This is a genomic window from Pseudomonas sp. Marseille-Q5115, from assembly GCF_916618905.1.
In the GTDB taxonomy this organism is placed as follows: domain Bacteria; phylum Pseudomonadota; class Gammaproteobacteria; order Pseudomonadales; family Pseudomonadaceae; genus Aquipseudomonas; species Aquipseudomonas japonica_A.
Genome location: NZ_CAKAKI010000001.1, coordinates 122,997 through 140,119, shown reverse-complemented (window position 1 = coordinate 140,119; position 17,123 = coordinate 122,997). Strand labels below are relative to the sequence as shown.

Annotated in this window: 14 protein-coding genes; 7 read left to right on the top strand and 7 right to left on the bottom strand. The window is 61.8% G+C overall.

Annotated elements, in window-relative coordinates; all coding sequences use genetic code 11:
• The first annotated feature begins 40 nt into the window (after window positions 1-40).
• Both LG385_RS00695 and LG385_RS00690 read left to right on the top strand, forming a co-directional pair.
• Window positions 41-1,165 (top strand): methyltransferase, encoded by a 1,125-nt coding sequence (locus LG385_RS00695; RefSeq protein WP_225771662.1) that lies wholly within the window; start codon window positions 41-43, stop codon window positions 1,163-1,165.
• 290 nt (window positions 1,166-1,455) lie between these two features.
• A complete protein-coding gene (locus tag LG385_RS00690) occupies window positions 1,456-2,772 on the top strand; it encodes a hypothetical protein (protein WP_225771659.1) in 1,317 nt (438 codons plus the stop codon).
• A gap of 63 nt (window positions 2,773-2,835) precedes the next feature.
• Here the strand turns inward: LG385_RS00690 and LG385_RS00685 are convergent, their stop codons facing one another.
• The 3 genes from LG385_RS00685 to LG385_RS00675 are packed head-to-tail and all read right to left on the bottom strand — an operon-like array spanning window position 2,836 to window position 5,439.
• Entirely contained in the window at window positions 2,836-3,009 is a 174-nt protein-coding gene (locus LG385_RS00685) for a DUF2474 domain-containing protein (RefSeq protein WP_181118191.1), read from the bottom strand.
• Window positions 2,996-4,003, bottom strand: coding sequence for a cytochrome d ubiquinol oxidase subunit II (gene cydB, locus LG385_RS00680; protein ID WP_181118192.1), 1,008 nt, complete (start codon window positions 4,001-4,003; stop codon window positions 2,996-2,998). The genes LG385_RS00685 and cydB overlap by 14 nt, the downstream gene beginning before the upstream one ends.
• A 2-nt stretch (window positions 4,004-4,005) precedes the next feature.
• Window positions 4,006-5,439 carry a cytochrome ubiquinol oxidase subunit I gene (locus tag LG385_RS00675; protein WP_225771657.1) on the bottom strand — a complete coding sequence of 478 codons (1,434 nt, stop codon included), beginning with the start codon at window positions 5,437-5,439 and terminating at the stop codon, window positions 4,006-4,008.
• A 233-nt stretch (window positions 5,440-5,672) separates the two neighbouring features.
• Between LG385_RS00675 and LG385_RS00670 the strand changes: the two genes are divergently transcribed.
• Window positions 5,673-6,917: an MFS transporter gene (locus tag LG385_RS00670; protein ID WP_225771655.1), complete on the top strand. Its 1,245-nt coding sequence runs from the start codon at window positions 5,673-5,675 to the stop codon at window positions 6,915-6,917.
• A 25-nt stretch (window positions 6,918-6,942) separates the two neighbouring features.
• On the opposite strand, the gene LG385_RS00665 is transcribed toward LG385_RS00670, so the two are convergent.
• The 4 genes from LG385_RS00665 to LG385_RS00650 form a co-directional block, all read right to left on the bottom strand.
• A complete protein-coding gene (locus LG385_RS00665; protein ID WP_225771652.1) occupies window positions 6,943-9,144 on the bottom strand; it encodes a xanthine dehydrogenase family protein molybdopterin-binding subunit in 2,202 nt (733 codons plus the stop codon).
• On the bottom strand, window positions 9,141-10,130 hold the full coding sequence (locus LG385_RS00660) for an FAD binding domain-containing protein (RefSeq protein WP_225771650.1): 990 nt from the start codon (window positions 10,128-10,130) through the stop codon (window positions 9,141-9,143). Before LG385_RS00660 ends, LG385_RS00665 begins: the two co-directional genes overlap by 4 nt.
• Window positions 10,127-10,645, bottom strand: coding sequence for a (2Fe-2S)-binding protein (locus LG385_RS00655; RefSeq protein WP_181119290.1), 519 nt, complete (start codon window positions 10,643-10,645; stop codon window positions 10,127-10,129). The genes LG385_RS00660 and LG385_RS00655 overlap by 4 nt, the downstream gene beginning before the upstream one ends.
• 121 nt (window positions 10,646-10,766) lie before the next feature.
• The gene (locus LG385_RS00650) at window positions 10,767-11,024 is read right to left on the bottom strand and encodes a hypothetical protein (RefSeq protein ID WP_181119287.1); all 258 of its coding nucleotides are present in this window, start codon (window positions 11,022-11,024) and stop codon (window positions 10,767-10,769) included.
• A 381-nt stretch (window positions 11,025-11,405) separates the two neighbouring features.
• Between LG385_RS00650 and LG385_RS00645 the strand changes: the two genes are divergently transcribed.
• From LG385_RS00645 to LG385_RS00630, 4 genes are all read left to right on the top strand, one after another.
• A complete protein-coding gene (locus tag LG385_RS00645) occupies window positions 11,406-12,701 on the top strand; it encodes an NCS2 family permease (RefSeq protein ID WP_225771649.1) in 1,296 nt (431 codons plus the stop codon).
• Entirely contained in the window at window positions 12,698-13,780 is a 1,083-nt protein-coding gene (gene trmA, locus LG385_RS00640) for a tRNA (uridine(54)-C5)-methyltransferase TrmA (RefSeq protein ID WP_225771647.1), read from the top strand. The genes LG385_RS00645 and trmA overlap by 4 nt, the downstream gene beginning before the upstream one ends.
• 140 nt (window positions 13,781-13,920) lie before the next feature.
• On the top strand, window positions 13,921-15,561 hold the full coding sequence (locus LG385_RS00635; protein WP_225771646.1) for a phosphoethanolamine transferase: 1,641 nt from the start codon (window positions 13,921-13,923) through the stop codon (window positions 15,559-15,561).
• A gap of 49 nt (window positions 15,562-15,610) precedes the next feature.
• The gene (locus LG385_RS00630; RefSeq protein ID WP_225771644.1) at window positions 15,611-17,023 is read left to right on the top strand and encodes an MFS transporter; all 1,413 of its coding nucleotides are present in this window, start codon (window positions 15,611-15,613) and stop codon (window positions 17,021-17,023) included.
• The last annotated feature ends 100 nt before the right edge of the window (window positions 17,024-17,123 follow it).

Sequence of the window (17,123 nt, the reverse complement as noted above, 5' to 3'; positions counted from 1 at the left end):
CCCGTAGAATCGCCCTTTTTTTACCTGCCCGAGCCTGCACATGCCCCGCTTCGACAACGCCTTCGCCCAACTCGACCTGGTTCGCCAGCCGGAAATGGCCAACGAACCGTTGTATGCCTTCGATGCCGCCGATGACTACCTGCTCGCTCATCTGGCAGAGCAACAGCTTCCGTCCGCAGCACGCGTATTGGTGTTGAACGACGGCTTCGGTGCGTTGGCCATCAGCTTGCTGGGGCGCTTCGATGTGGTGACCAGCGGGGACTCGCATCTGGGCGCGTTGGCGCTGGTCAAGAACCTGGCGAGCAACGGGCACGCTTACGACGCGCTTAACCTGCTACCGTCGAGCGAGCCCTTCGAAGGCGCCTTCGACCATGTACTGGTGCGCGTTCCCAAAACCTTGGCACTGCTGGAAGAACAGTTGATCCGGCTGCAGCCGCACCTGCGCGACGGGGTGCAAGTGGTGGCCGGCGCGATGATCAAGCACCTGCCTCGCGCTGCGGGGGATTTGCTGGAAAAGTACATCGGGCCTGTGCAGGCTTCGCTGGCGGTAAAGAAAGCCCGCTTGCTCACGGCGACCTATCAGCATCGTGAACCGGCCCGCTCGCCCTACCCTACCCGTTACCAGCTGGACACGCCGGCGCTGGAGCTCGTCAACCACGCCAATGTCTTCTGCCGCGACGGGCTAGACATCGGTACCCGCGCCTTCCTCCCCCATCTGCCGCGCAACCTGGGCAGTGCTCGCGTGGCGGATCTGGGATGCGGGAACGGCGTGCTCGGCATCGCCAGCGCCTTGAGCAACCCCGATGCTCATTACACTTTGGTCGACGAGTCGTACATGGCCGTGCAGTCGGCGCGAGAGAACTGGCACGCGGCCCTCGGCGAGCGTGAAGCGAACATCCAGCCCGGAGACGGCCTGGCGGGCCAACCGGCAAGCTCGCTGGACGTGGTGCTGTGCAATCCCCCCTTCCACCAGCAACAGGTGGTGGGTGATTTCCTGGCGTGGCGCATGTTCCAACAGGCCCGCGAAGCACTGGTTACCGGCGGCGCACTGTACATCGTGGGCAACCGCCACTTGGGCTACCACACCAAACTGGCGCGGCTGTTCCGGGGTGTAGAGCAAGTGGCGGCGAACCCCAAGTTTGTGGTGTTGCGGGCGAGGAAGTAGGCGCTATTACCGATCAACTTGCAGGAAGCGGGCGAAGCTCGCGAAGAACTTTTGGCCTGCTCGTGCTACAAACTTGGGAAGCGATGGTAGAGCCGGCGTTAAGTTGTTCGCGAGCTTCGCCCGCTTCCTACAGCCTATAGTCCCGACCGGAAAAGACAGAACGCCCGTTGGAGCACAGGCATAAAAAGGGAGTCTGCGCATGCCTGTTGCACTCCCACCTGGCAGACTGTCAGTTATGCCCGCCTGCGCCCGGAGGTAGTGTTATCAAACCTACACCGGAGATCAGGCTCATGGCTCAATATAACCCAGGCACACTCGACCCGCTTTTTGGCAGCGAGGGTATTGCGCCCATACCGGACTTGCTGCCAATACGCTCCAGCGAAACACTGCAGGTACGCGCAGCGACCCTGGATAGCGATGGCAGCTTCGTTTGCGGCGGGTACGCCTCTGCCGATGGGCTGCTTACAGATTTCCGATTCACCCGGCTTTTCTCTGACGGGCGATGGGATGAGGCGACCGGGCATGTTCTGCCGCCTGTGCCGGAGGCAACCATCGAGCTGGTGAACAATTTCGAGGCCATTGTGCCAATCCATCAGGGCGGGAGAGACGGCTACCTTGCCGTATCGCGGCCTGTCTATCAGCGCCCAAAAGAAAACATCTACCACCTCGCCGTAGCGAAGCTGGACCGCAACTTCCAGCCTTGGGGCAACTTCGGCGACAACGGCTTTGCAGTTCTTCCACCACCTGAGGCCGAGACGGACGCCGTTAGCGACATCAAGCCCTTTGAAATAAAGCCCAACGCTGAGCCCCTGGCCACTGACTATCGCGGTGCCGCCAAAGCCGGATTCGCCAATGGGCTGATCAGGGTGATTTTCCAGGGGATCCGAGAAACCGCCCAGAGCCTGACTTACACAACCTACTTGGCACTCCTGGACCCCGACACTGGAGAACTGCCGCCCACCAAAGGCTTGCGGGCGCTACCTCGCATCAACGAATCAAACGTCATACCCTATCGGGTGGAATTTCACGACGACGGCAGTTTTCTGGTTTTGGGCCTGGCGGGCGATGAAATCGTCCTGATGCGCTGTACCGCCGAGGGCGAGCTAGACGCTCGTTTGGATGGCAGAGGTTATAAAGCGTTCCCGGTGCGGGGCAACAACTTCGGTATGGCCACCGATAGGAAAGGAAGAATCTGGCTCTCTAGCTCAGGCAACTTTAGCCTTCATCCCACCATTGTGTATTGCTTCAATGAAAACGGCAGCCCCTGCGCCGAATTCAATGGAGGAAATGCGCTGATGCTGTTGTGGAAGGATCCCGACAACCCGATGCTGCGCCTCGATCACCTGAAGCTGGACTCGCAAGGGCGAGTGATTCTGGCGGGCACCAGGCAGGACAAAGAGGCGGAAGGGCCCTTCATTGCATTCCGGCTGGAGGTGGTACGTTTGCTTCCCGATGGTAGCCGGGATATGAAGTTTGGCGATGAAGGTTTCGCTATTCAGGACCCTTCTCTTAGTGCAGCGAACGACCTGTATGTGAGCGAAGACGGCATACGGGTGCTCTCCCTCACAACCCAGTTCTACGAGGTAGTAGCCAAGTTTCAAAGTTGACGATTCATAATTGCGCCCATAAAAAAGCCCGCTGGAGCGCGGGCGTAAAAAAGGGAAAACCTGTCAGTGGCTGCGCATGCCGGCCGCGGCCATCAGCAGCCGGAGCAGCCCGGCCACCAGGCCGAGGCTGACCACGCTGGCAGCCCAGATCAGTACCAGCCAGCCGAGGCGTTGCCAGAGGGGCTTTTTCGTTTCAACCGGCTTGATCACTGGGCGCACCTCTCTAGTGGTAGCCATCTTCGGTGGTCACCTTGCCGCGGAACACGTAGTAGCTCCAGAAGGTGTAACCAAGGATGAACGGCAGAATGAACAGCGTGCCCACCAATACGAAGCCTTGGCTTTGTGGCGGAGACGCGGCATCCCAGATGCTCACGGCAGGCGGGATGATGTTGGGCCACAGGCTGATACCAAGGCCGCTATAGCCCAGGAAGATCAGCAACAGCGTAAGCAGGAACGGCATGTAGTGCGCCTTGCGCGCCACCGCTTTGATGAGCCCGTAGGTCGCCACCACCACCAGAATCGGCACCGGCATGAACCAGAAGAGGTTCGGCAAGGTGAACCACCGAGCGGCAATGTCGCTGTGGGCCAGCGGCGTCCAAACACTCACGATGGCAACGAACGCCAGCAGCACGAAAGTCAGCGGCTTGCCGAGCTGATGCATGCGCTCCTGCAGCTCACCCTCGGTTTTCATGATCAACCAGGTGCAGCCGAGCATGGCGTAAGCCGCGATCAAGCCCAGGCCGCAGAACAGCGAGAACGGGGTAAGCCAATCGAACGGGCCACCGGCATAGGCGCGCTCGGCCACCTTGATACCGTCAATGTAAGCGCCCAGCGCAACGCCCTGGGAGAAGGTGGCCAGCAGCGAACCGCCAATGAACGCCTTGTCCCAGATGTGGCGCTTGTCCACCTTGGCCTTGAAGCGGAACTCGAATGCCACACCGCGGAAGATAAGGCCAATCAACATCAGGATTAGCGGGATATACAAGGCAGACAGCACCACGGCGTAGGCCAGCGGGAAGGCCGCGAACAAGCCAGCACCACCTAGTACCAGCCAGGTCTCGTTACCGTCCCACACCGGCGCAACCGTGTTCATCATCACGTCGCGGTCGTGTTCCTTGGGCGTGAACGGGAACAGGATGCCGATACCCAGATCGAACCCATCCATCACCACATACATCATCACGCCGAAAATAATGATGATGGCCCAGATCAACGATAGATCGATGCCCATGGTCAGTTCCTCTCGCTCGGCGTGGCGTGGTGGTCTTCGGCGGTTTCTTCGTGAGCGGCGGACAACGGCCGTGCCGGAGTGCGTTTCTGGCCGGGGCCGCCGTGACTATGCGGCTCGGCAATGGCCGGCCCTTTGCGCACCAGGCGCATCATGTAGCCAAAGCCCACGCCGAACACGGCGAAGTACACCAGCACGAACAGCGCCAGAGTGAAGCCCATCTGGCCCACGTCGTGGTTGGATGAGGCGTTGGCGGTACGCATCAGGCCGTACACCACCCACGGCTGACGGCCGATCTCGGTGGTGAACCAGCCCGCGAGGATCGCGATCAGCCCGGACGGCCCCATGAACAATGCAACGCGCAGGAACAGCGGCGAGTCATACAGTTTGCCGCGCCAGCGCAGCCAGAGGCTCCACAAGCCCACCGCGACCATCAGCATGCCCAGGCCGGCCATGACACGGAACGACCAGAAGATGATGGTCGAGTTAGGGCGGTCTTCCGGTGGGAAGCTTTTAAGGGCGGGGATCTGCTTGTCCAGGCTGTGGGTCAGGATCAGGCTGCCCAGATACGGAATTTCCACGGCGAAGCGGGTTTTCTCGGCTTCCATGTCGGGCCAGCCGAACAGCACCAGCGGCGTAGGCTCGTTGTTGGTGTTCTCCCAGTGGCCCTCGATGGCGGCGATTTTTGCCGGCTGATGCTCGAGGGTATTCAGGCCGTGCATGTCGCCCAGCATGGCCTGCACCGGCGCTACCACCAACGCCATCCACATCGCCATGGAGAACATCTTGCGCACGGCCGGGTTGTTGCGGCCGCGCAGCAAGTGCCAGGCAGCGGAGGCGCCAACGAAAAACGCAGTCGCCACAAAGGCAGCAGTTGCCATGTGGGCCAGGCGGTAAGGGAACGACGGGTTGAAGATCACCGCGAACCAGTCCACAGGAATCACCCGGCCGTCCACGATCTGGTAGCCCTGAGGGGTGTGCATCCAGCTGTTGGACGCCAGAATCCAGAAGGTGGAGATCAATGTGCCGATCGCTACCATCACCGTCGCGAAGAAGTGCAGCCCGCGGCCTACGCGGTTCCAGCCGAAGAGCATCACGCCAAGGAAGCCTGCCTCGAGGAAGAACGCCGTCAGCACCTCATAGGTGAGCAATGGCCCGGTGATCGCACCGGCAAAGTCCGAGAACCGGCTCCAGTTGGTACCGAACTGGTAGGCCATTACCAAGCCGGAGACCACGCCCATGCCGAAGTTCACGGCGAATATTTTCGACCAGAAATGGTACAGCTCGCGGTATACGCTGTTGCCGCTTTTCAGCCACAAGCCTTCGAGCACCGCAAGGTAGCTCGCCAGCCCGATAGTGATGGCTGGGAAAAGAATGTGGAACGACACAGTGAACGCAAACTGGATGCGGGCGAGGTCTAGCGCCTCTGAACCGAACATAGGGTTTCCTCTGACAGGCGGCACGGAGCACGGCATTGATCCAAATCAATGACCTTGCATAGCGTAGCCTCGTTCCCGCGTGTCGACGCTGTGGTGCAGTGCCGCGTGACCAATTGCCCCACCCCTGGGAACCGGCAGGCTTCATGCAAGCGCCCGCGTGAAGTTGCAACCGTTTGTTACAGGGAAATGATAGGCTGCTAACCTCTTCTGCTCCCTGAGGTCACTGGTCGTTCATGGCTACCGAAGCGCCCCGGCTGTTGCGTCACCACCGCCCCTTCCTTGCGTTCTGGCTGGCACGGGTGTGCACGGCAAGTGGCTTCCAGATGTTGACCGTAGCCATTGGCTGGCACCTTTACCAGCTCACTGGCAGTGTGCTGGACCTGGGCCTGGTGGGCCTGGTCGAATTCGCGCCCCGCGTGCTGTTCATGCTGCACACCGGTCATGTGGCGGACCGCTATGACCGCCGCAAGGTCGCGGCTATCTGCCAGACGCTACAGGCCATTGTGGCTTTGGCCCTGGTGGTGGGTAGCAGCACGGATAACGTGAGCCGGGAGATGATCTTTGTGCTTGCGTTCTGCCTCGGTGGCGCCCGCGCCTTTGAAATGCCGACTACCCAGGCGCTGCTTCCTAATATCGTCCCGGCGGGCCTGTTCCCCCGGGCCGTGGCGGCGTCAGCTTCGGCGATGCAAACCGCGACCATCGTGGCGCCGGCGCTGGGCGGCTTTCTGTATGCGTTCGGCAGCGTGTGGGTGTACGGGCCAACGGTCGTGCTTTACCTATTGGCGCTCAGCCTGATGCTCAGCCTGCCGAAACGTGAAACACCGCTGCCTACCGGCCGAGCCACGTTGCATTCGCTCATGGCGGGGATTCGTTTCATTCGTAGCCGCTCGGACATCCTCGGCGCGATTTCCCTAGACTTGTTCGCCGTGTTGCTGGGAGGCGCGACCGCCCTGTTGCCTGTGTTTGCGCGGGACATTCTGCTCACCGGCCCTTGGGGCCTGGGGCTGCTCCGCTCGGCGCCAGCGGTAGGGGCGCTGCTGATGTCGTTCTGGTTGTCGCGCTTCCCGATCGAACGCAAGGTGGGCCGCACCATGTTCGCCGGCGTAGGCATATTCGGGGTCGCGACCATCGCGTTCGGGCTATCGACTTCGTTCTGGTTCTCGCTGGCAACCCTGGCGGTGCTGGGTGCGGCAGACATGATCAGCATGGTCATCCGCGGGGCCTTCGTACAGCTGGAAACGCCAGACGAAATGCGCGGCCGGGTCAGTGCGGTCAATGGGCTGTTCATCGGCGCGTCGAATCAGCTCGGGGAATTCGAATCCGGGCTTACCGCTCACTGGTTCGGCACCGTCCCCGCCGTGGTGATCGGCGGGGGTGGCACGCTGGTGGTGACTGGGGTGTGGATAAAACTCTTCCCAAGCCTTGCTAACCGGGACCATATGCAAGCGCCCGAGCGAGAGGCGGCAAAGCCGGCGTAGCGCCGGCCCGGCTGCATTCGCGATGCTACGCGGGGTTATCCAGCAGTTTGTCCAAGGTAATGGGGAAATCGCGCACGCGCTTGCCGGTGGCGTTATAAATGGCGTTGGCCACCGCTGCCGCCACGCCTACCAGGCCGATTTCACCGACCCCTTTAGAACCCAGCGCATTGACCACCGAGTCCTGCTCCTCGACGAACACCACGTCGATAGGTCCGATGTCCGCCTGAACAGGAATGTGATACTCCGCCAGGTTATGGTTCATGTGCCGGCCCAACGCGTGGTCGGTCAGCGTTTCCTCATGCAGCGCCATGCCGATGCCCCACACCACGCCACCCAGAATCTGGCTGCGGGCGGTTTTCGGGTTCACCACCCTGCCCGCCGCCACGGCATTCACCGCGCGGGTCACATGCACCGTACCCAGGTCTTCATCAACTTCCACTTCCACGAACACTGCCGAGTGCGTTGCCGTGGCGTACTGCTCCCGCTTCTCGTCTGGCTGTGCATCTACCTGCACCTCAATCGCGTCTGAACCGCTGGCATGAACCAGGTCGGTAAACGCCAACTGCTTATCTCCCCACACCAACGCGCTTTCAGTGAAGCTCACCTGGGTAAGCGTAACCGTCGCAAAGTCCGGGTCGATACTGGCCGCAGCGGTCAATAGCTGCTTATGCAGAGCCTCGCAAGCCTGTTGCACGGCGGTGCCCACGGACGAAATGGTGAATGAACCGCCCTGAAGCGGCGCCATTGGGAGAGACGAGTCCCCCAGCTTGATCTTCACCAGTGACGGCGGCAGGCCAGCGGCCTGAGCAGCGATCTGCGTTAGCGCCGTGTAGGTGCCTGTGCCGATATCCGTGGTTGCGGTGCTGACGGTCAACATCCCGTCCTTGCCCAGGCTGGCCTTGGCGCTGGCTGGCATTTGCATGGCTTCCCATACGCCACCCGCCATGCCCAGCCCCACCAGCTTGCGCCCGTTGCGCAGGCTACGCGGCTCGGCCTTGCGGCGGTCCCACCCGAAGCGCGCCTTGCCCTCGTTGTAGCAGGCAATGAGCGCCTTGCTCGAATAAGGCTTGCCCTCGTTCATATTGCTATCGGCGAAGTTAAGCTCACGGAAAGTGACCGGGTCCATGTGCAGCCGTTCGGCCAGCTCGTCCATGGCGCATTCCAGCCCGATCAACCCCAGCGCCGCCCCAGGGGCGCGCATGTCCAGAGGTGTGTACAGGTCCACCGGTACCAGGTCGTAGCTCAGCTTCACGTTGTCGCAGTGGTAGAGCATGCCGCTCCATTCAACCACGTGCTCGGTGAATTTCTCGAAGCGTGACGTCACGCCCGTGGCGTGATGGGAGACAGCCATAAGCTTGCCGCCAGCATCACTGGCCAGTTGAAGGCGCTGGATCGTGCGGGGGCGGTAGCCGAAGGTGAACATCTGTTGCCGGGTGAGCGTTACCCGCACCGAACGCCGCAGTTTGAGCGCGGCCATTGCCGCCAGAGGCAGCTGATACTGAGGCCGCAGCCCGGAACCGAATGCACCGCCAACGAAGGCCGCCAGCACACGTACTTTGTCCTTCTCCAACCCGAGGGTCTGGCACAGGTAGTTCTGGCAGTTCTGCGTACCTTGGGTTTTGTCATGCACTTCAAGGCTACCGTCGGCCTTGTAGATCACAGTGCTGGCATGCGGCTCCATGGGGTTGTGATGCTCGATGGGCGTTTCATAGGTGGAGTCCACCTTGTACGCCGCAGCCGAATAGGCGTTGTCAAAGTCGCCGCGTGGCTCGGGCAGCTCGGCGGGCGCGGGCGTGGCGTTGCCTAGCTCTGCACGCAGGTCGGAACACCATGGGTGCTCCACGTATTCGACGCGCACCAGAGAAGCCGCATGCCGGGCCAGCTCCAGGTTTTCGGCGACTACCAACGCCAGGGGTTGCCCGTTATAGAGCACGCGGTCGTTATACAGAGGCCGGAAGGGTTTGCCGTCAGCTGCGTCGGCATCGGAATATTTTTCGTCATCCCCGGCCATGGGCGGTCGATTGCCGTGGTCCATCACCTCTACAACGCCCGGCAGTGCCAGGGCCGCGCTGGCATCGATGCGTAGCACCCGCCCCGAGGTAATGGTGCTGGACACCACGCTCCCATACAGCAAGCCCTGCTCGGGATATTCACCCGCGTAGCGGGCCTGACCGGTGACCTTCAGCACGCCGTCCACACGGTCCATGGGTTGTCCAAGTACTGTCATGGCCGTGCCCCTCCCAATGTAGCTTCATCCAGCGCCCGCACGATGGCGCGCCGGGCCAGCTTGACTTTGAACGCATTGCCCGCCAGTGGCTGGGCGTCCTTGACCAAGGCTTCCGCCGCAGCGGTGAACGTTTCATGGCTCACGGGCTGGCCCACCAGCGCCGCCTCCACCGCCGTATTGCGCCACGGCTTGTGGGCCACGCCGCCAAGGGCAAGGCGAGCCTCCTTGATCATATCGCCCTCCAGTTTCAACGCCGCCGCCACCGACACCAAGGCAAACGCATACGAAGCCCGATCGCGGACCTTCAGGTAATGGCTATGCGGGGCGAAGCCTTCGGCAGGCAGCTCGATCGCCACGATCAGCTCATCTTCGGCCAGGTGGTTATCCCGCTCAGGCTGATCACCCGGCAGGCGGTGGAAATCCGCGAACTCAATAACCCGGGTACCTTGCTTGCCTTGCACCTCTACGGTGGCGCCTAGTGCCGCCAAGGCCACGCACATGTCTGACGGGTGCGTGGCAACACACTGGTCACTCGCCCCGAAAATCGCATGAATGCGATTGAGCCCGGTGCGGGCCGGGCAACCCGTGCCAGGCTCGCGCTTGTTGCACGGCACCCCGGCATCATAGTAGTAGTAGCAGCGGGTGCGTTGCAGGAGGTTACCCCCTGTGGTCGCCATATTACGCAACTGGGGCGAGGCACCGGCGAGGATGGCCTGGCTAAGGAGGGGATAACGCGCCTGGATGAGTGGATCATGGGCCAGGTCCGCATTGCTGACTAACGCACCCACACGAATACGGTCATTCGGCAGCTCGGTAATCTCATGCAGCGGTAGCCGGGTAATGTCGATCAGCCTCTGCGGGCGGGTGATGTTTTCCTTCATCAGGTCCAGCAGGTTGGTACCGCCGGCGATAAACCGGCTGCCCGGTTGATAGAGTTCCAGCGCTTCGTTGACGTCGCTGGCACGCGCATAGTTGAAGGGGTTCATGCGTCGCCCTCCCCGGGTGCCTGGATCACCTCTTCGATCGCCGCCAAGATGTTGCCGTAGGCGCCGCAGCGGCAAAGGTTACCGCTCATTTGTTCGCGAATATCATCGGCCGAGTTCACACGGCCCTCTTTCAATAAACCCGCCGCCGAGCATAGTTGGCCTGGCGTGCAATAACCGCATTGGAAGGCGTCGTGCTTGATGAACGCCGCCTGCAGAGGGTGCAGGCTACCGCCGTCGGCCAGCCCCTCCACGGTGGTAACGCTTGCGCCATCGCACATCACGGCCAGAGTCAGACACGCGTTCACGCGCTTTTCGTTGACCAACACCGTGCAGGCGCCGCACTGGCCGTGATCGCAGCCCTTCTTGCTGCCTACCAGGTCCAGGCGCTCGCGCAGCAGGTCGAGCAGGGTGGTCCAGGGCAAGACATCGAGCGACCGCGGCTGGCCGTTAAGCGTGATGTTTATCGAATGGCTGGCGTAGCACTCCACGCCAGCGCTGGAAGAAAGAGCACTCATCGGGAAAGCCTCACGGTCGTCTGCGCAAGTCTGTGTGCCTGCGTCTCGTAGTACGACTTTGCGTGAAGAGGGTTCGTTCAGCCCGATGCGAGGAGTAAGACCGCGCGGCGCTCAGAGCGCATCAGGTGGCGGACACCGGCCCGGCGGGCAGCATCGAGCGCACGCGGAAGCTAGTCACTGGCTGTTCCTGGTCATTCCCGGTCGGCTGCTCGAGTGCCCAGGCTCTTGCAGGAATACTGCGCCCCTGAGTGGTGGTGTATTCATGTACCAAAAGCAACCAGCCGTTCTCCTCCACGGCAAGGAGAGAACCGTTGGCGAGCGAGCCGTCGCTGAACTCGAGGCGACATAGCACTACACCGGCCTCGGCCGAGGGCAGCACAGGACCACGAATTGCGCCTTCAACACCGGGATGAAGCGCTGTAACAGGTATTACCAAAGAGGTTTTAAAAGGCACGTCGGACCGTTATGACAGAAAATTACCAGGAAGATGACCGGTGAAAATGTGATCACGGCCACTCCGTATTTATACAAGTACTACAGATATGGCGCTACCGTGAAATGTGAAGTGCAGGAAGGAAGCGCCGGAAGGCAACCGCTGATCGCCGTTAACGTCGCGCAGGCCTTTAAAACCGTATCTCTCGTTCACCGTGGCAACGTGACACTGGTATGATGCGCGGCTTTTTTGGGCCCAACTGGCACGATTGTGCTTTGCTTATGGGCCATCATTCACGGCGCTTCTAATGCGCCTCGGGGAGCGGGCATGCTGGAAAGGCTGTTTCAGTTAAAGGCACACAACACTAACGTACGCACAGAAATCCTGGCAGGGGTCACGACCTTCCTCGCCATGGCCTATATCCTGTTCGTGAACCCGAGCATTCTGGGCAGCACGGGCATGGACAAGGGCGCGGTGTTCGTCGCCACCTGCCTGGCCGCTGCCATCGGCTCGGCCGTGATGGGGTTGATCGCCAACTACCCGATCGCACTGGCCCCAGGCATGGGCCTCAACGCTTTCTTCACTTATACCGTGGTGCTGCACATGGGCCACACCTGGCAGGTGGCGTTGGGCGCGGTGTTTATTTCTGCCGTGTGCTTCTTCCTGCTGTCGATCTTCAAGGTGCGGGAGTGGATCGTGAACAGCATCCCCTTGCCCCTGCGCAGCGCCATCGCCGCCGGTATCGGCCTGTTCCTGGCCCTCATCGCCTTGCAGAATGCCGGCATCGTAGTGGACAACCCCGCTACTTTGGTGGGCCTGGGCGACCTCAAGCAGCCGGGGGCCATTCTGGCTGCGCTGGGCTTTATCCTGATTGTCGGGCTGGAAGCCCTGAAGGTGCGTGGCGCCGTGCTGATCGGCATCCTGGCCGTGACCGTGGTATCGATCCTGTTCGGCTTCAGCCCCTTCGGTGGCCTGGTGTCGATGCCGCCCTCTCTCGCTCCTACCTTCCTGCAGCTGGACATCGCCGGCGCGCTGGATATCGGCCTGGTGAGCGTGATCTTTGCCTTCCTGTTCGTGGACCTCTTCGACAACTCCGGCACCCTCATCGGCGTGGCCAAGCGCGCCGGGCTGATGGGCAAGGATGGCCACATGCCGAAAATGGGCCGGGCGTTGATCGCCGACAGTACGGCGGCCATGGCCGGTTCGCTGCTGGGCACTTCTACCACCACCAGCTACATCGAGTCGGCCGCGGGCGTGAGTGCCGGTGGGCGCACCGGGCTTACCGCTATCGTGGTGGCCGTACTGTTCCTGCTGGCGCTGTTCTTCGCCCCGTTGGCCGGTAGCGTGCCGGCCTACGCCACGGCCCCTGCCCTTCTATTCGTGGCCGTACTGATGGCTTCGGGCCTGGCCGAAATCAACTGGGACGACCTCACCGAAGCCGCGCCAGTGGTTGTCACCGCCCTGGCCATGCCACTCACCTACTCCATCGCCAACGGCATTGCCTTCGGGTTCATCACCTGGACCGCCGTGAAGCTGGTGTCCGGCCGCGCCCGCGACCTCAATCCGGCGCTGATCATCCTGTCGGTACTGTTCGTGATCAAGCTGGGCTGGTTCAACGCATGACGGCCATCAACCCGGCACAGTACGCCGAGCAACTTCAGGCCAAGGTGGCGCGGCTTGAGGCCTTGCTGGCGCCCTTCGATGCTCCCGCGCCGCAAGTATTCGAGTCCCCGCGCGAGCACTACAGGCTACGCGCGGAGTTCAGGCTGTGGCGCGAGGGCGGCCAGCGGCATTACGCGATGTTCGCCCCCGGTGATAACCGCACGCCTATCCTCATCGAGCAGTTTCCTGTGGCCAGCGAGCGCATCAATGCGTTGATGCCGCTGCTCAAGGCCGCCTGGCAGGCCGACGAAGCGCTGGGGCACAAGTTGTTCCAGGTGGAGTTTCTCACCACACTTGCCGGCGATGCGCTGATCACGCTGTGCTATCACCGCCCACTGGGCGCCGAGTGGGAAGCTGCGGCAGGCGAGCTGGCCGCTTCGCTGGGTGTAAGCCTGATCGGGCGCTCCCGCGGGCAACGCCTGGTGATCGGCCGTGACTACGTGACCGAAGCCCTCACGGTAGCTGGCCGCACTTTCACGTACCGCCAACCCGAAGGTGCCTTCACCCAGCCCAACGGTACCGTGTGCGAGCACATGCTCGGCTGGGCCTATGAGGCATTGGGTGAGCGCGATGACGACTTGCTCGAACTGTATTGCGGCAATGGCAATTTTACCCTGCCGCTGGCGACCCGAGTACGTAAGGCACTGGCCACCGAAATCAGCAAAACCAGCGTGGCGGCGGCCTTGCATAACCTCGCTGACAACGGCGTGAACAACGTGGAGCTGGTGCGCTTGTCGGCGGAAGAGCTGACCCAGGCCCTCAACGGTGTGCGTGAGTTCCGCCGCCTGCAGGGCGTGGACCTTTCCAGCTATGCCTTCGGTACGGTATTCGTCGACCCGCCGCGCGCTGGCATGGACCCGGACACCTGCGAGCTCACGCGGCGCTTCGATAACATCTTGTACATCTCGTGCAATCCCGAAACCCTCGCGGTCAACCTCGAACAGCTGAACAGTAGCCATCGCATAGAACGCTGCGCCTTGTTCGATCAGTTCCCCTATACGCACCACATGGAAGCTGGGGTACTGCTGGTCCGCCGCTGAACCCAGCCTGAACCCCGGGGTCACGGCCCCGGGGTTTCACGTTTTTTTCACTTCCTGCTCACCGTTGCCGTACAACTCCAAGCCTACCCTCAGCGCCGACCCCGGTCCCGGGCCGATTCATGCTCTGTGGCAGAGTATTCATGACCCTCGCGCGCTACCTTCCCACCCTTGGCGCTTCCCGCCTGGTGATGCTGTTTTCCGCCTTTCTCGTTCTCGCCTGCAACCTTGCCAGCTGGCATGCCCTGGCCAGCCTCATTCAGCTGGAGGGCTTCAAGCGCCTGGCCTTCGAAGCCTCATTCGGGGTGTTCCTCTGGTCGGCGTTTACGCTGCTGTTCATTGGCTTTTCGTTCCGCCCGTTGCTCAAGCCGGTACTGAGCCTGGCGGCACTGGGCGCTGCGGGCGCCGCGTATTTCATGAATGAATACGGTGTAGCGATCGACACCGTGATGATACAGAACGTGGTCGAGACCAACCCCGGCGAAGTCGCGGGCCTGGTCAGCCTGAAGATGTTGGCGTATCTGCTCGGCCTTGGCGTGGTGCCGGCGGTGCTGATCTGGGCGTGGCCGGTTCGGTACGCCCCGCCCTGGCGCGGGCTGCTGCACAAGCTCGCGACCGCGGCACTGGCGGCTGGCTTGCTGCTGGCCACGGTGGCGGCGTTCTACTCCACCTACGGGCCGCTGCTGCGCCAGCACGATCAGCTCACGCACTTCATCAACCCTACCAATTTCATTTACGCAGGCGCCAAGCTCGGCAAGGAGCGGCTGGGCTTGCAGCAGCACACAGAGGTTCAGCCTATCGGCACCGATGCGGTGCAGGTAGCCCAGGCGCCGCGCAAACGGTTGATGATTTTCGTGGTAGGTGAAACAGCACGCGCCGACCACTTTTCGCTCAACGGCTACAGCCGCGACACCAACCCCGAGCTCAGCCAGCTCGATGTGCTTGATTACAGCCAGGTACATTCGTGCGGTACGTCCACGGCCGTGTCGGTGCCGTGCATGTTCTCGATGTTTGGCCGCAAGGATTACACCGACAAGAAAGGCAAAACCGTGGAAAGCCTGCTGGATGTGCTCCAGCACGCCGGGGTGAACGTGTTGTGGGTAGAGAACAACAGTGACTGCAAGGGTACCTGCCTGCGCAGCCCTCACCGGGACATCCCGAAAAACCAGCCCAGCCCATACTGCGACGGCCATACCTGCCTGGATGAGTCCTTGCTTGAAGGCCTGCAGGCGGACATCGACAAGCTCGACGGCGACACGGCGATTTTCCTTCATTCCGATGGCAGCCACGGCCCGGAATACTACGAGCGTTACCCACAGGCGATGACGCGCTTTGCGCCTGTGTGCCACACCAACCAACTGGGCAGCTGCAGCAACGAGTCGCTCAACAACGTGTACGACGACACCATCCTCTACACGGACCACTTCCTGGCCCGGGTGATCGGCTTGTTGAAGGCCAATCAAAGCCGATTCGACACGGCCATGTGGTATGTGTCGGACCACGGCGAATCACTCGGCGAGAACGGCCTGTACCTGCACGCGGCACCTTATGCAATCGCCCCCGAAGCGCAGAAACATGTACCCATGGTGCTGTGGTTCGGGCAAAACACCCTGAGCGATGCCGGCGTGTCCCGGCCATGCTTGGCGGCTAAACGGGATGAAGCCGACCTGAGCCACGACTTCGTATTCCACTCGGTACTAGGGTTGTTCAACGTACACACTCAGGTGTACAAACCGGCGCTGGACCTGTTCCAAAGCTGCCACGGCCTTGCCGCCGCTGGTTGACAAGCGCAGCCACGCACCCGTTATATCGGCCCTCTGAACCGGAGGGCCTGTGACTACATCATCCGCTTTCGTTTTATCGCCTTCCCGGGCACGGTTGCTGGCCCTGCTGGTGGCCGCCGCGTTTTTCATGGACAACCTGGATGCCACGGTGATCGTTACCGCGTTGCCGGCCATGGCGCGGTCCTTTGGCGTAAGCGCCGTGGACGTGAACGTCGGCATTACGGTGTATGTGCTTACCCTGGCAGTATTTATCCCGGCCAGCGGCTGGGTGGCCGAGCGCTTCGGCCATCGTCGCGTATTCATGGCGGCGCTGGTGATCTTCACCTTGGCGTCGGTGCTGTGCGCCGGCGCTCAAACGCTCTGGCAATTTGTTCTGGCGCGTGCGCTTCAGGCCGTCGGTGGGGCGATGATGGTGCCAGTGGGGCGGCTGGCGGTATTGCGAAACACGGAAAAGCAGCATCTGCTGGGTGCGATCGCGCTGATCACCTGGCCCGGGCTGGTAGCGCCCGTGCTAGGCCCTCCCCTGGGCGGCTTCATCACCCGCTACGCCTCCTGGCACTGGATATTTCTTCTCAACCTGCCGTTGGGGATGCTGGCGCTGGCATTCGCCTGGCGATTGATGCCACAAGCGCAAGCACACACCACCCCGCCTGCTTTCGACCTGAAGGGCTTCGCGTATTGCGCCCTGGGCTGCGGAGCGCTGGTGCATGGCCTGGAGCAGCTCGGCAAACAACCTGAAGCGCTGGGCGGCTATCTGTGGCTGGCCGCCAGCGGCGTGGTGCTATGGGGGTTCCATCGGCATTTACGGGGCTCGGCCGCGCCACTGCTGCGGCTCGAGGCGCTGCATATACAAACCTATGCGGTCACCATTCGCGGCGGCTCGCTATACCGGGCCATGGTCAGCACCGCGCCGTTTTTGCTGCCATTGATGTTTCAGCTCTCGTTCGGGCTCGATCCGTTCGTCTCGGGCTTGCTGGTGCTGGCCCTGTTCGCCGGGAATATCGGCATGAAACCCATGACGTCGGCAATCCTTCGGCGCTTCGGCTTTCGCGCCACGTTGCTGGGAAGCATCGGCGTACTTGCCGCCACTGCGCTCGCGTGCGCTTGCATGACGGCAGCCACGCCAGTGTGGCTGATCGTGCCAGTGCTGGTAGTGTCCGGCATGGCCCGGTCGATGGGCTTCACGGCCTATCACAGCCTGGCGTTTGCCGACATGCCCGCACCCTTGATGACATCAGCCAATACGCTGTTCAGCATGACCCAGCAGCTGGCGTTCGGCCTGGGGATCGCGCTGGCGGTGATTCTGCTGCGCGGCGCGCAAACCTTGCTGGGCCTTGAGGGCGACAATGAACAGGCCTTCCATGTGGCGTTCGTGGCGGTGGCGATACTCACGCTGGCCGCCGCGATAGATGTATGGAAGCTTCCACGGGATGCAGGCGCACGGGTATCTGGCCAGCGCTGACCGATTGCCGCCCAATTTCCAAGCACTGGCGGGGTCCAATACAGGTAAAGCGATTGACCTAAGTAACCGGCTGGTACAATTTAACGCCAGCGACTTCGGT

Coding starts and splice junctions, on each gene's coding strand:
- LG385_RS00695 (WP_225771662.1), top strand. CDS start 41: ATGCCCCGCTTCGACAACGCCTTCGCCCAACTCGACCTGGTTCGCCAG.
- LG385_RS00690 (WP_225771659.1), top strand. CDS start 1,456: ATGGCTCAATATAACCCAGGCACACTCGACCCGCTTTTTGGCAGCGAG.
- LG385_RS00685 (WP_181118191.1), bottom strand. CDS start 3,009: ATGGCTACCACTAGAGAGGTGCGCCCAGTGATCAAGCCGGTTGAAACG.
- cydB (WP_181118192.1), bottom strand. CDS start 4,003: ATGGGCATCGATCTATCGTTGATCTGGGCCATCATCATTATTTTCGGC.
- LG385_RS00675 (WP_225771657.1), bottom strand. CDS start 5,439: ATGTTCGGTTCAGAGGCGCTAGACCTCGCCCGCATCCAGTTTGCGTTC.
- LG385_RS00670 (WP_225771655.1), top strand. CDS start 5,673: ATGGCTACCGAAGCGCCCCGGCTGTTGCGTCACCACCGCCCCTTCCTT.
- LG385_RS00665 (WP_225771652.1), bottom strand. CDS start 9,144: ATGACAGTACTTGGACAACCCATGGACCGTGTGGACGGCGTGCTGAAG.
- LG385_RS00660 (WP_225771650.1), bottom strand. CDS start 10,130: ATGAACCCCTTCAACTATGCGCGTGCCAGCGACGTCAACGAAGCGCTG.
- LG385_RS00655 (WP_181119290.1), bottom strand. CDS start 10,645: ATGAGTGCTCTTTCTTCCAGCGCTGGCGTGGAGTGCTACGCCAGCCAT.
- LG385_RS00645 (WP_225771649.1), top strand. CDS start 11,406: ATGCTGGAAAGGCTGTTTCAGTTAAAGGCACACAACACTAACGTACGC.
- trmA (WP_225771647.1), top strand. CDS start 12,698: ATGACGGCCATCAACCCGGCACAGTACGCCGAGCAACTTCAGGCCAAG.
- LG385_RS00635 (WP_225771646.1), top strand. CDS start 13,921: ATGACCCTCGCGCGCTACCTTCCCACCCTTGGCGCTTCCCGCCTGGTG.